We start from the raw sequence: 13,196 nt of genomic DNA, 5'->3' as shown, positions 1-13,196 counted from the left end.
CCGGCTATGGCCAAGGCCAAAACCGTCTGGGAGTGCAGCCAGTGCGGCGAGCGCTATGCCAAGTTTTTGGGCCGCTGCGACCATTGCGGCGCCTGGAACACCCTGACGGAAGTGGTCGTCGCCCCAGCGGCCAAGTCCCCACGGGCCCAAGCCCTCGCTCCTAGGTCCAACCGCGCCAATGGGATCCCCCAGTCGGCCCTCCCCCTCTCCCAGGTCTCCTCAGATCGCCACCCTCGCCTCTCCTCCGGCTATGGCGAGTTTGACCGGGTGTTGGGAGGTGGCATTGTGCCGGGATCCCTGGTGTTGATTGGCGGGGATCCGGGCATTGGCAAGAGCACCCTGCTGCTGCAGAGCGCTGCCCACCTGGCCAAGAGCGGGCCCATCTTATACGTGTCGGGGGAAGAATCAGCCCAGCAGATCAAGCTACGCGCCGAGCGGCTGGGGGTGGAAAGCGAGCAGCTCTACCTCTTGGCCGAGACCGACCTGGAGGCCATCGTGGCGGAGATCCAGGCTCTGCAACCGCAGGTGGCGGTGATCGACAGCATCCAAGCCATCTTCTGGGGGCAACTCACCTCGGCGCCGGGATCCGTTTCCCAGGTGCGGGAATGCACCGGCCTGTTGATGCGAGTGGCGAAAAAGTTGGGGGTGGCCCTGCTCATTGTGGGCCATGTCACCAAGGATGGATCCCTGGCCGGGCCGAAGGTACTGGAGCATCTGGTGGACACGGTCTTGTATTTCGAGGGAGATCGCTTCCAAAGCCACCGCCTATTGCGCGCCGTCAAAAATCGCTTTGGGGCCGCTCAGGAAATTGGGGTTTTCGAGATGGCCGCATCCGGCTTGGTGGAGGTGGACAATCCTTCTCAGCTTTTCTTGAGCAGCCGGGATCAGGCCACACCCGGAACGGCCACCATCGTCGCCTGTGAGGGCACCCGTCCTCTGGTGGTGGAAGTGCAGGCCCTGGTCAGCCCCACCAGCTACAGCTCCCCCCGCCGCACCTCCACCGGCATTGAAATCAACCGCTTTTTGCAGATCTTGGCTGTGCTGGAAAAACGGGTGGGGATCCCTCTTTCCAAATACGATGCCTACATCGCCTCTGCCGGCGGTATTCAGGTAGCCGAGCCAGCTGCCGACTTGGGGGTAGCAGTGGCCGTGGCCGCCAGCTTCCGGGATCGCCAAGTGGATCCTTTTACAGTCCTGATTGGCGAGGTGGGACTGGGGGGGCAGGTGCGCCCGGTGGCCCAGTTGGAGCAGCGCTTGAAAGAAGCCAGCAAACTGGGGTTTCGCCACGCCATCATCCCCAACAGCCCTGTGTTGTCGGATCACGGCCTGCGCCTGAGTCGGGTGCAGCGGGTGTTGGAAGCCCTGCTGGTGGCTGTGCCCGGTTCCCAGAGCGCAGAGTGAACATCCCCTTGCCTTCCACCCGTCGCCGGCTGCTGGGCTCTGCTGCGCCTATCTCCAAAGGCCAAGCTCGGCATCCGCTGCTTCGGTGGCATGTCCATCATGTTCCCGAAAACTTTTGTTAGTCTCAAAAAAGGTTACGCCTGCTGCGCGAACAGCTCAGTAGCATGAGTCAAACCCCAGCCCTCAGTTAGCGGCACCAGCAACGGATCCCGGTGAGCATGGTTTCTGCACTCTCCAGCCCAGTCCAGCCCTCGATGCCGGAGGCGGCATTTCCTCTGCCAGAGCCACCGGATATTAGTGACCTGGTCATCGAGGACGATGAGCCTGTGGACAGCATTCACTCGGAGAAGCTGCAGCGCCTGCTCACCGGTGCCCTCTACACCTCATTCCAGCCCAAGGCCAAAGACACCGGGGAACCGATCCCCTTTTTGGCCACGGCCAATGTCGGTCTGTTCTATGCCCTCAAACTGCCTCCCCTGGTGCCCGATGTGATGCTCAGCCTGGAGGTGGCTCCCCCCGCCAGCTTTGAGCGCAAGGAAGATCGCACCTACCTGGTCTGGGAGATGGGTAAGCCGCCGGATGTAGTCATCGAGATTGTCTCCAACCGCAAAGGGGAAGAGCTGGGCCGCAAACTCAAAGACTATGCCCGTGCCGGCGTGAGCTACTATGGGGTCTACGATCCCTTGCGGCAACTAAGGGAACTGCAGGGATCCCCTCTGGCCCTTTTTCAGCGGCGGGGAGGTGAATTTGTCCCCTTCGAGTCCACCTGGCTGGAGGATATCGGGTTGGGCTTGACCCTCTGGCAGGGATCCTTCGAGGGCGTGAACACGGAATGGCTACGCTGGTGTGATCGGGAAGGGGAGGTGTTGCCCACCGGGGAAGAGAAGGCTGCTTTGGAACATCAACGGGCCGAAAGAGAACGCCAACGGGCCGAGGCAGAGTATCAACGCGCCGAAAGAGAACGCCAGCGGGCTGAAGCCCTTCTGGAGCTGCTGCGTTCCCACGGGATCGCGCCGCCGGAAGCCTGAAAAGGGGATCCCGCCCCTGATGGGGCTTTCATTGTCCATTGCCTATCCACTGCCATGTCCACTCTCCCCAGCAGCAGCGAAGTTGCCCAACGGGCCGCCCGCCTGGAAAAAGCCCAACACCTGCGGGAACAAGGGATCCCGCCCTATGCCTATTCTTTTCCTGTTACCCATCTGGCTGCCGAGCTGCAGGAGCAATTTGCCGACCTAGAGCCCGGCGGCGAGCGGGAGGATGTGCAGGTGGCGGTGGCCGGGCGGATCCGGGCGCGGCGGGTCATGGGCAAGCTGGCCTTCTTTACCCTGCAGGATCGCTCTGGCACCATTCAGCTTTATCTAGACAAGAAACGGCTGACGGAGCATATGGGGGAGTTGGCCTTCAAGAACTTGGACAAGCTCATCGACGTGGGCGATTGGCTGGGGGCCAAGGGCTGCCTCAAGCGTACCGAAAAAGGGGAATTGTCGGTGCGGGTGGACGAGTACCAGGTGCTAACCAAGGCGCTGTTGCCGCTGCCGGACAAGTGGCACGGCCTGCGGGATGTGGAGAAACGCTACCGCCAGCGCTACGTCGATCTCATCGTCAACCCTGAGGTCAAGCAGACCTTGCTCGACCGCGCCCAGATCATCCGCTCCCTGCGGCAGACTCTGGAAGAGCGAGGTTTTGCGGAAATTGAGACGCCAGTGTTGCAGGTGATCCCCGGCGGGGCGGAGGCGCGGCCTTTTGTTACCCACCACAACGCCCTGGATCTGGATCTCTACTTGCGCATTGCCACCGAGCTGCACCTGAAGCGGCTGGTGGTGGGCGGGATCGAGCGAGTCTATGAAATTGGGCGGGTCTTTCGCAACGAAGGCATCTCCACCCGCCACAACCCGGAGTTCACCTCTCTAGAGGCCTATCAAGCCTTCGCCGACTACCACACCATGATGGAGCTGACGGAAACCCTGGTCTGCAACGCCGCCCTGGCGGTGCGGGGATCCCTGCAGTTGACTTATCAGGGGGAAACCATTGACCTCACCCCTCCCTGGCGACGGGTGACGATGCAGGAGCTGGTGGAGGAGGCCACTGGCATTTTCATCGATGTGGAAAAGGGATGCCCTGAAGAGCTCTTGCCGGCCTTGGCCGCCCAAGGGATCCCCGATCTCTCCCCCCAGGACTCCCCCGGCCAGTTGCTGGTCAAAGCCTTTGAGCACTGCTGCGAGAGCCGCCTGCGCCAGCCCACCTTTGTTCTGGACTACCCCCTGGATGTGTGTCCCCTCACCAAGCCCCACCGCAGCAAACCGGGGTTGGCCGAGCGCTTCGAGCTGTTCATCGTTGGGCGGGAGACGGCCAACGCCTACTCCGAGCTCACCGATCCGGTGGATCAGCGGCAGCGGCTGGAGGCCCAGGCAGCCCTGAAGGCAGCCGGAGATGAGGAGGCCCACTTTCTGGATGAAGACTTCCTCACGGCCTTGGAATATGGCCTGCCCCCCACAGGTGGCCTGGGCGTGGGGATCGACCGCTTGACAATGCTGCTGTGTGATGCCCCCAGCATTCGCGATGTCATTGCCTTTCCGCTGCTGCGGCCCGAGACGGGAGAAGTGGCGGAGGAGGCTTGAGCCGATCCCTCTAACTGTCCATTCAAATCCCATCGATTTCTAAGAGAGGTTGGAGGTGGCCGCGGCGACGGCGCGGAGCCTTTGGGAAGTGTCTCAACCTATTTTGAAATAACTAGCGATAACGTCTTCCAAAAGCCGACCTTCGTACCCTTGCATCTGGAGGGCAGCCTGGAAATCCTGGCAGGCTCTCTGCCAATCCCCAAGGGCAGTCCGGGCCAGGGCGCGGTTGAGGTGGGCCTTGAGGTGGCAGGGATCCCTATCGCTCGCGTCAGCAGTGCAGAGTGTTATGGCTTGGTCGTAGTCGCGGATGGCCGCCGAAAAATCCCCCTGTTGGGCGTAGGCCCAGCCGCGGTTGTTCAAAACCCAGACCCGCTCCTGGGGATCCAGCTCCAGTTGCAGCAGTCGGGTGTAGTCTTCCAAAGCTTTGTCCGTCTGTCCCGCGCGATCCCACAAGAGAGCTCGGCAGAGCAAAGCAGGGCGCTCCTGAGGGTTCAAGGCTAGGGCCCGCGTGTAGTCGGCAATGGCCAGCTCAGGGCGATTGGCCTGCCGGTGCAGATCCCCCCGTTGACGGTAGGCCAGGGCAGCATCGGCCACCCCCCAGTTCTGGTCGAGGCTCAGAGCTTGGTTGAGATCCGCCAATGCCGCCTCTTGATCCCCCAAAGCCAGATGCACCGTTGCCCGCAAAGCAAAAGCCTGAGAAGCCTGCGGTTGCTGCTGGATCAGCGCCGTGAAATCGGCCAACGCCCCAGCCAGATCCCCCCTCTCTTGGCGACACAAGCCCCGATACAACAGGGCTTCGGTGACCAGCGCTTCTGGATCCCCTGGGCTGGCCAGCTCCAAGACCCGATCCCAATCGGCTATTGCCCCCTCCAGGTTGTGGCGCAGGCGGCGGACTTGGGCCCGCTTCAGGTGGGCCTCCAGATAGAGCTGCCGGGACTGTTCCCCGTCTTGGGCCTCTTCCTGGATGACTTGGTCGAAGTCGGATTCGGCCTGCTCCAAGGCTACGCCCGCTGCAGGAACGGTGCCGCGCACTGCCAACGTCAACAACAGAGAGCCGCGGGCCAAGCGGGCCATCCTGTGTTGGGGATCCCGCTGCAGCAGACGGTTTAGATCTTGCAAGGCCGCTTCGGTCTGACCCAACTGCTGCAGGGCTTGTCCTCGGTGCCACAGCGCTTCCCTGTGGTCAGGATCCTGCTGCAAAACCCGGCTGAGATCCTGAAGGGCGGCAGCCCAGTTGCCCACCTGTCCATGGGCCATGCCCCGTCCCAGCCAAGCCGTCCAGTCCTGGGGATCCTGCCGCAACACCTCGTCGTAGTCGGCAATTGCTTCTTGCCACCGGCCTAGCCGTCGGCACAACTCAGCTCGCTCTTGGCGCAGATCCCGCCGTTCCGGCTGCAAGCGCACCGCCTCGTTCAACTGCTCTAAGGCCGCCTGCAGATCCCCTGTCTGGATTTGGGCCCGCGCCAGATCTCGGCGGATATCCGCCTCGGCCACTGCCACCCCCAGCGCCAAAGCCTGGTGGTAATCCTGGATGGCCCCCAGCCCATCTCCCAGATCAGCCCGCACTTGGCCGCGATGGAAATAAGCCAAGCCCGACTGAGGATCCCCTTGCAGAGCTTGGTCGAAATCGGCCAGCGCTCCCTGCCAATCCCCCAACCGTTGCCGTGCCATACCGCGGCGCAGATGGGCATTAACCAGCAGCTCCGGCCCGCGTGGGATCCCAGGCCTCGCCGCCCACTGCAACACCTGCGAGAAGTCCTCACAGGCTGCCGGCCAATCTTCCCGCTCAACATGGAGTTGGCCGCGGTTGAGGTAGAGCTGAGGGTTCTGCGGATCCCGCTCCAGGGCAGCCGTGTAATCCTGCAGAGCCGCCAGGGGATCCCCCAACAGCCAATGGATTCGCCCGCGGCTGCTGTAGGCACTGGCATCTTGGGGATCCAAAGCAATGGCCTGGTTCAAGTCGGACAAAGCCGCTTCAATGTTGCCCAAGTCCAGGTGGGCAATGCCCCGGTTGAGGTAGGCTTTGGCCATTTGGGGATCCAGCTCCAGGGCGCGGTTGAAGTCTGCCAGAGCGCCGCCGGGATCCCCCAGCCCCTGACGGGCCAAGCCCCGGCAGAGATAGGCCCGCGACAGGTTGGGATCCAGACGGAGAGCCTGTTCACAATCGGCCAGCGCCGGCTCCAGGGTGTTGCTGCTCAGGTAGGCCATGGCCCGCTGCAAGTAGAGATCCGCCTGGGCTGCCGCCTCTGCCTCAGGTAGCTCAGTGGCCTCAGCAGACCGTAGGGATAGGGCCTGAGAAAAATCTTCAACGGCCCCTTGGGGATCCCCCAACGCTTGCCGGGCCAGGCCCCGGTGGTAATAGGCTTTGCCGTGGCGAGGATCCAACTGCAGCGCTTGGGTGTAGTCCTCGACGGCCCCTTGCAAATCTGACAACTGGACCCGCGCCACTCCCCGGTTGAAGTAGGCTTCCCCGTCCTGAGGGTCCCGCTTGATCACCTCGGAAAAATCGGCTGCTGCCCCCTGCGCATCTCCCAGATGGCCGCGCACCACGCCGCGGTTGAAATAGGCCCGCACATCTTCCGGGTTGAGCTCAATGGCCCGCGAATAGTCTTCGATGGCCTGCTGCTGCTGATTGAGTTGCCGGTAAGCATTGCCACGGTTGTAGTAGGCCACCGCCCATTGTGGGTTGAGGCCGAGAGCCTGGGTGTAGTCGGCAACAGCTCCCTCGTAGTCCTCCAGCCGGTAGCGGGCAATGCCGCGGTTGAAATAGGCGCGGGCGTCCCCTGCCAGTTGAATGACTTGGGTGTAATCTGCGATGGCCCCTGCCAAGTCCCCACTTTTGTAGCGGGCGCTGCCCCGCTGGCTGTAGGCGCGGCTATTTTGGGGATCCAATTGAATGGCCAACGTACAGTCGGCAATCGCCCCCTGGAAATCCCCTTGGCGGGCTTTCTCCTGTGCGCGGGCCAACAGGCGCGTCACCAAAACCTGATCCACCGAAACATCGCCGAGCGTCGCCTCTTGGGGAAAAGGCAACAGGGGCCGCAGCGCCTCCAACACCTCAGCAGCCGATTGGAAACGCTCTTGCCAGTGGGGGCAGATCAGGCGATCCAAAATCTCGGCCAGCTCCTCGCTGACCTGAACCAAATCCCGCCAGAGCAGTTGGCCGGTGCGGGGATCGTCCCGGATCTTATGGGGAGGACGACCGGTGAGGGCTTGGATGGCCAGCACCCCTACGGAGTACAGGTCGCTGCAGGGCTGGGGCTTGCCGTTGAGCTGTTCGGGCGCCATGTAGCCAACCGAGCCAATCACCGTCGCCAACTGAGTTTGGCCGGGGGCATGGCTGACCAACCGCCCCACTTCCTTGACTGCCCCAAAGTCGATCAACACCAACTTGCCATCGGCATCGCGGCGCATCAGGTTGGCCGGCTTGATATCCCGATGGACGATCTGGTGGGCGTGTACATGGCGCAGGATCTCCAAAATATCCCACAACAGTTGCAAAACCTCGGCCTCGCTCAGCGGCTTGCCCGGGATCAGCTCCTGGCTGAGATCATGCCCGGCAACAAACTCTTGCACCAAGTAAAAATCCTGATCCTGCTCGAAGTGGGCCAAAAGGCGGGGCACTTGGTCGAAGTGGTTGAGCCGGTTGAGAACCTTGGCTTCCCGTTCAAAGAGCTTGCGAGCCGTGGCCAGTGTATAAGGATCCGTGGAGAGGGGGCGAAGGCGCTTGACGACGCAGGGGCTATCGAAGGTGTCTTGATCCACCGCCTTGTAGGTTATGCCAAATCCCCCTTCCCCGAGGGGATGGAGAATGCGATAGCGTCCCCTGAGCACACTTCCCGCTCTGATCTTGTCTTCCATGGCCAAGTCAGTCCCTGAGCGGCGCAGCCTTTTGCCACTGCAAGCTGGCTCGATTCTGCCACAAGCGGACGCCCTTGGGCGGAGCAATCCACAGCTCCTATCCAGGGTCTTTTTCTGCTTTTTCTTTTCGCGATCTTCAATGTCTGTAACAATTCAGTCAGAGAGAAACCGCGATCTGACCTCGCCGCTCTTCAAAATCGCTGATCAGCAGTCTCACCTCGATCTGCCATTCCCCCGCCAGGGCTAGGGGCACATTTTCCACCACAAATTGGCCAGGCCTATCCGGCGCTACAGTGCGGCGTAGAGGGGGGATCCCCTGTTCTGGCAGGGAAAACCCAAGGGTCAATTCCTGGGCCGGGACTCCCTTCACCTCAGCCCGAATTTGATTTTCCCCAGGACGGCAGGGCAGAATCTTCAGGTGCAGGCTGCCTTCCGGCCAGTTCAAGCTCTCTTCACAACTGGTCTGCCAACCTGATTCCAGGGGGGATCCCATGCCCTGCCTCCCATGACTGGGGGGAGCCTGGGCCACCAGGAAGCTGGTCAAGCCCAGCACCAGCATCAGCCCCACCAACTCCAGGCGGACGATCCGGCGCAGCGACCGGCCCACCGTCTGCCCACCCTGTTGCAATGCCGGCACCAGCCGAAACTTGTTGTGGGCGCCCAACCCCACCATCATCAGCACCAGCAGCAGCTTGGCCCAGAGATACTGCCCATACGGATGATCCCAGTCCCAGCCGCGGTGGATCCCACCCATCCCCACCCCCGCCAGGATAAGCCCCGGTACCGCCCAGGTGGCCACGTCAGAAAACCGTTGGATGATGCCTACAGATGGGTAGGGAGCAGATTCCTTGCCCAGCAGGCGCTCCAGCCCCCACAGCCCTCCCAACCAGAAAGCTGAACCGGCCAGATGCAGCCCCAGCAGCGCCATTGTCCCCATCGGATGCTCACTGGTGAGAGCATGGCCAATGGGCAAAAAGGAGCCGAGCACCAACACCGACCCCATACCGCTGGCCCAGACGGCACCTCCCTCACAGGCCCAGATCAGGATCCCTAGCCCCACCAGCCGCAGTCCTGTACCCCAACCATAGGGAGAGAGCACCACACCCAGCAGCTCTCGCCCATTGAAGTGGGGGTAAAGCTGGGCCAAATGCAAACCGAAGGCCACCGCGGTCAAACTGAGGGTGATCCAAGCTGTCGCAAAAGCCCAAGATCCGGCCTCGGCGTTTAACCGCCCCCGCAACAGTCGCCACCAGCCCAGCACCCCCACCACAAAAAGGCTGCCCAAGTAGATCCCCCAGCGCACCCCCACCAGCGGCCAGTACAAGGGATCCCTTCCTTGAAGCTGGGTCGCCCTCACCGTCTGAACTCGCTCCGGATCCGCTCCCACCAGGAAAACAAACGAACCGCTTACCGGATGAGAATCGGCAGAAATGGCCCGCCAGCTGACAATGTAAACCCCCTCTGGGATCTCCTGGGGCAGATCCCCCTGCGGTGCCTCACCCCTGGTCACCCGATTTTCCAAGGGCAGAGCTCGTCCGTTGCTGTCTAAAACCTGGAGCTGTGTGATCTGCACCGGCTCATTGAAAACAAGCCGCACCTGGGCCGGAGCTTCCTGCAACACTGCCCCATCCTCCGGGAAGGTGGATAGCAAGCTGGCATGGGCAAAAACGGGCTGGATCCCGGCCACCCACAGCAAGGCGCAGAGGATCCCAGACCAAATCCAAGCAAAACCCCTTTTGGGATGAAACATGCTCCTAAGCAGACCGCTTAGCGGGTACCGTGACCATGCCCATGTCCATGCCCGTGGCCTTGCCCATGTCCACTGTCTCCACCTGTCAGCTTCAGCAGCGGAGCCGGCTCCGGCAAACTGTTGGGATCCTCGCCAGGCTGAGCCACCTGGATCCAGCGGTACATGCCCTGCTCGCACTCCTGGATTGCCGGGATAGCTATAGTCTCACCAGGGCGATCCGGCAGCTTCACACCAATGCTGAACTCGTCCATGAGCCCGTCTGGCAGCGAGCCGCCGCTCCAGATCACCTCAGAAACCGTTTCAGTGATCATCTTTCCGTGCATCTCGTAGGGAGTTGCCAGGGGCTTTTTCACGGTTTCAACTTTCCAGAGGGGGTGAACCACCGGCTTCACAGAGACAAATCCCTCCGGGATCTGCACGCGCAGACGAACGGTTGGAGATCCATCACATCCGTGGGACACTCGAAAGGTAAGCTTAACAAAGCTGCCCGCCGGGGCCTCTTTGGGATGGACAGTAACATGGGCCCAGGCAGAGGAAAGGGGTAAAAAACTCATTCCCAGGGCCAGCAGAGATTGCTTGGCCAGGGTCAAGTATCTTTGCAGACTGAACATTCGCAGATGCTCCTTACAAGCCTGTAGAGAAAGAGAAAAATGCAGTGTTTGTTGGTCAAAACCTAGGGGTGGTGATGGGATCCGTGGGATTCCGTTATGCTCATGCTGTGCTGTCCCCAACTGGAGAGGCCCATCGACACCAGGCCGGCGCTGGCCAAACCCATCGACACCAGCCCGAAGGAGAGCGCCCCCATAGCCACTAGGCCGATAGAGAGGATGCCGTGGGTCACCACGCCGATGGCCACCACCCCATGGGCGGAAATGCCCACCGCCACCAAGCCATGTGCTCCCACGCCAACCGACAAGATTTTGCGGCGGGATCCCTGTCCTTCACATCCCTGCTCGTGAGGCAGCCGCTCCACTGGTCTCCCCTGGAGCAGGGCTGGATCTTGAGTCCTCTCTTTGGACACTAGCCTCTACTCCAGTTGTGCTCAGCGCGATCCAAAACGTAGGCCGCCACCGCCTCGATCTCCTCCGGCTTGAGAATCTTGGCAAAAGCCGGCATGGCCCCTTTGCCGTTTCTCACTTGGGCCTGGATCAGCTCAGGGGTGTCTACGTGGTACTCATGAAGAGCCGCCAGAGAAAGGTTTTTCGCTGCCACCAAAGTGTTGCGCCCGTTCAAGTGACAACCCACACATTTGGCCTGAAAGACCTTGGCTCCCAAGGCCAAATCAGGCTCAGCAGAAGCCATTTGCGGGCCTAAAAAGAGGGCAAATACTGCCACCAAAAGCCCGATAAAAAGGTTGATCATTCGCATTTTCACCTCAGAGATTGACCCAAAACTAGCCTTCGTGCTTTGCGCTGCTAACGCGAACAAAGTTGGCCTATTGTCCCAAGCCCGCTGGGCCAGGTCAAAAGACGGCCTGTCGAGCCTCTCCCGGCTACCATAAGGTCAGGATCCCCTGCAGCCATGAGCGGTCTGCCCCCCGATTTCATTCAGTTGGTGCGCCAAAAGGCCGACCTCGTGGAAGTGGTGGCCGAAAAAGTGGTGCTGCGCAAGCAGGGAAAGAACTTCGTTGGGCTTTGCCCTTTCCACAACGACCACAAACCCAGTTTTCAGGTCAGCCCCAGCAAGCAGATCTACAAGTGCTTCTCCTGCGGGGCAGGGGGAGATGTGCTGCGCTTTGTCATGCAGACCGAGCATCTCTCCTTTGCCGAGGCCGTGCGCCACTTGGCCCGGCGCTACCACATACCTCTGCCCACCCGCAATCCCGAGGCGCAGCCCTTGGGATCCCTTGATGAGCGGGAGCTCTCCCACCGGGAAAAGCTGCTGGAGATTTTGGCCATGGCTGCCGATTTTTATCGGCATGCCCTCCGATCCCAGCTAGGATCCGCCGCCCGCCAGTACCTGCACAGCCGCCACCTGAGCGAAGAAACTTTGCAAAAATTTCAAATCGGCTTTGCTCCCCCCGGCTGGCAATCTCTCTACGAATACTTGGTCAACCACAAGCGCCAACCGGTCAAACTTTTAGAAGAGGCTGGATTGCTGGTTCCCCGCCAGCAGGGATCCGGCCACTACGACCGCTTTCGCAACCGGATCATGCTGCCCATTTTCGATGTGCAGGGGCGGGTGATCGGGTTTGCCGGCAGAGCCTTGGGGGAGTCAGGACAGCCCAAGTACCTCAACTCTCCAGAAACAGAGCTCTTCAACAAAAGCCAGGTGGTCTATGGCCTCAACTTTGCCCGCGATGCCATTGCCAAGGCCGATCAAGTCCTGGTGGTGGAAGGCTACTTCGATGTCATCGCCCTGCATCAGGCGGGGGTTGCCTATGCCGTAGCCGCTATGGGCACCGCTTTGACGCCCCACCAGGTGAAGATCCTGCTGCGCTACACCCAATCGAAGCGACTGATTCTCAATTTTGATGCGGATCGGGCCGGTTTGAACGCCGCCAACCGAGCCATTGAAGCCGTTGAAGAACAAGCTCGGCGCGGAGAAATTGAGCTGCGCATTCTCACCCTTCCTGAGGGCAAAGATGCCGACGAATTTTTGCGGGAGCACAGGGGCTCCGCCCCGCTGACACCAGCGGTTTCTGAACTGCAAACCCTGATTGAGCAGGCCCCCCTGTGGCTGGATTGGCGAATTGAACAGGTGTTGGCCGGTCGGGATCTGAGCCGGGCCACCGATTTTCAGCAGGCCCGTCAAGCCCTTGTGCAACTGCTGGCCGGTTTGGGTGGACAATGGCGCTCTTTGTATTTGCACAAAGTGGCAGAATTGCTCAGCCGCGGCAATGGTCGCCTCAGTCGAGATTTGGAAGAAGACCTGCGCCGAGCCGTGCGGCAGTACCGCTGGGCCAAACCCCGGCAACCTTCCCTCAATAAGGGATCCAAACTCTTGCAATCTGAGTCCCATCTTTTGCAGATCTTTCTGCATTTTGGCGAGTATCGCCGCGAAATTCGGCAAACTTTGCTGGAGCGAGAGCTGCAATTTAGTTTTCGCCCCCACCGGGAGCTGTGGCAGCGGATCTTGGAGCTGATCTCGGCACAGCCGGAGCTGGAAGACCGGGGAGAGACTTTGCTGACGGCTTTGCGCACCCTCTGTGCCCAAGATGAGCAGCTCAACGAGCGCCTCAGCCATCTGCTCTGGTTGGACGAAAATACCCGCGTAGCCCTGATGCGTCCACGGATGGTGGTGCGGGCCGCCATTGCCAACATGGAGCTGGAAATTCGCCAGAAGCGCTACCGCTATTGGACCCAACTGTGGGATCAAGCCTTTTCCGAAGGCAACACCGCCCTGGCTGCCCAGTACCAGGCCAGCATCCAGCAGGAATACCAGGCGATTCAGGCGCTGCAGCGGCAGGTGCAACTGAGCCTGGAAGACATGTCGGAAACCCCACTGGCCGAAGATTTATAGTCATTTCGATTCAAACTAGGACACTAAACCCATAACCCCATACGCGGCCAGAAGGCTTCTCTCTATAGCCCGAGTGTCTCACCCTAAACTGAACAGACTGTAGT

General features: G+C 60.9%; 9 protein-coding genes. 4 read left to right on the top strand and 5 right to left on the bottom strand.

The window, feature by feature from the left end:
* Positions 1 to 6 precede the first annotated feature (6 nt).
* From radA to lysS, 3 genes are all read left to right on the top strand, one after another.
* Positions 7 to 1,401 carry a DNA repair protein RadA gene (radA, locus tag NW828_RS04320; RefSeq protein ID WP_414381850.1) on the top strand — a complete coding sequence of 465 codons (1,395 nt, stop codon included), beginning with the start codon at positions 7 to 9 and terminating at the stop codon, positions 1,399 to 1,401.
* Positions 1,402 to 1,619: 218 nt separating this feature from the next.
* Positions 1,620 to 2,429, top strand: a complete 810-nt coding sequence (locus NW828_RS04315) for a Uma2 family endonuclease (protein WP_414381847.1) — start codon at positions 1,620 to 1,622, stop codon at positions 2,427 to 2,429.
* 54 nt (positions 2,430 to 2,483) lie between these two features.
* Positions 2,484 to 4,019, top strand: a complete 1,536-nt coding sequence (lysS, locus tag NW828_RS04310) for a lysine--tRNA ligase (RefSeq protein WP_414381844.1) — start codon at positions 2,484 to 2,486, stop codon at positions 4,017 to 4,019.
* Positions 4,020 to 4,112: 93 nt separating this feature from the next.
* Here lysS and NW828_RS04305 read toward each other — a convergent pair whose 3' ends face one another.
* The 5 genes from NW828_RS04305 to NW828_RS04285 form a co-directional block, all read right to left on the bottom strand.
* Positions 4,113 to 7,880 (bottom strand): tetratricopeptide repeat protein, encoded by a 3,768-nt coding sequence (locus tag NW828_RS04305; RefSeq protein ID WP_414381841.1) that lies wholly within the window; start codon positions 7,878 to 7,880, stop codon positions 4,113 to 4,115.
* A gap of 157 nt (positions 7,881 to 8,037) precedes the next feature.
* Positions 8,038 to 9,630 (bottom strand): copper resistance CopC/CopD family protein, encoded by a 1,593-nt coding sequence (locus NW828_RS04300; protein ID WP_414381838.1) that lies wholly within the window; start codon positions 9,628 to 9,630, stop codon positions 8,038 to 8,040.
* A 17-nt stretch (positions 9,631 to 9,647) separates the two neighbouring features.
* Positions 9,648 to 10,241, bottom strand: coding sequence for a YcnI family protein (locus tag NW828_RS04295; RefSeq protein WP_414381836.1), 594 nt, complete (start codon positions 10,239 to 10,241; stop codon positions 9,648 to 9,650).
* Positions 10,242 to 10,303: 62 nt separating this feature from the next.
* Positions 10,304 to 10,651 (bottom strand): hypothetical protein, encoded by a 348-nt coding sequence (locus tag NW828_RS04290; protein WP_414381833.1) that lies wholly within the window; start codon positions 10,649 to 10,651, stop codon positions 10,304 to 10,306.
* On the bottom strand, positions 10,651 to 10,992 hold the full coding sequence (locus NW828_RS04285; protein ID WP_011433133.1) for a c-type cytochrome: 342 nt from the start codon (positions 10,990 to 10,992) through the stop codon (positions 10,651 to 10,653). Before NW828_RS04285 ends, NW828_RS04290 begins: the two co-directional genes overlap by 1 nt.
* 159 nt (positions 10,993 to 11,151) lie before the next feature.
* On the opposite strand from NW828_RS04285, the gene dnaG reads away from it, so the two are divergent.
* Positions 11,152 to 13,092, top strand: a complete 1,941-nt coding sequence (dnaG, locus tag NW828_RS04280) for a DNA primase (RefSeq protein ID WP_414381830.1) — start codon at positions 11,152 to 11,154, stop codon at positions 13,090 to 13,092.
* The last annotated feature ends 104 nt before the right edge of the window (positions 13,093 to 13,196 follow it).

Source organism: Synechococcus sp. W55.2 (assembly GCF_047461635.1).
Taxonomy (GTDB): domain Bacteria; phylum Cyanobacteriota; class Cyanobacteriia; order Thermostichales; family Thermostichaceae; genus Thermostichus.
The sequence above is the reverse complement of the archived record's forward strand: the minus strand, read 5'-3'. Positions and strand labels throughout refer to the sequence as shown.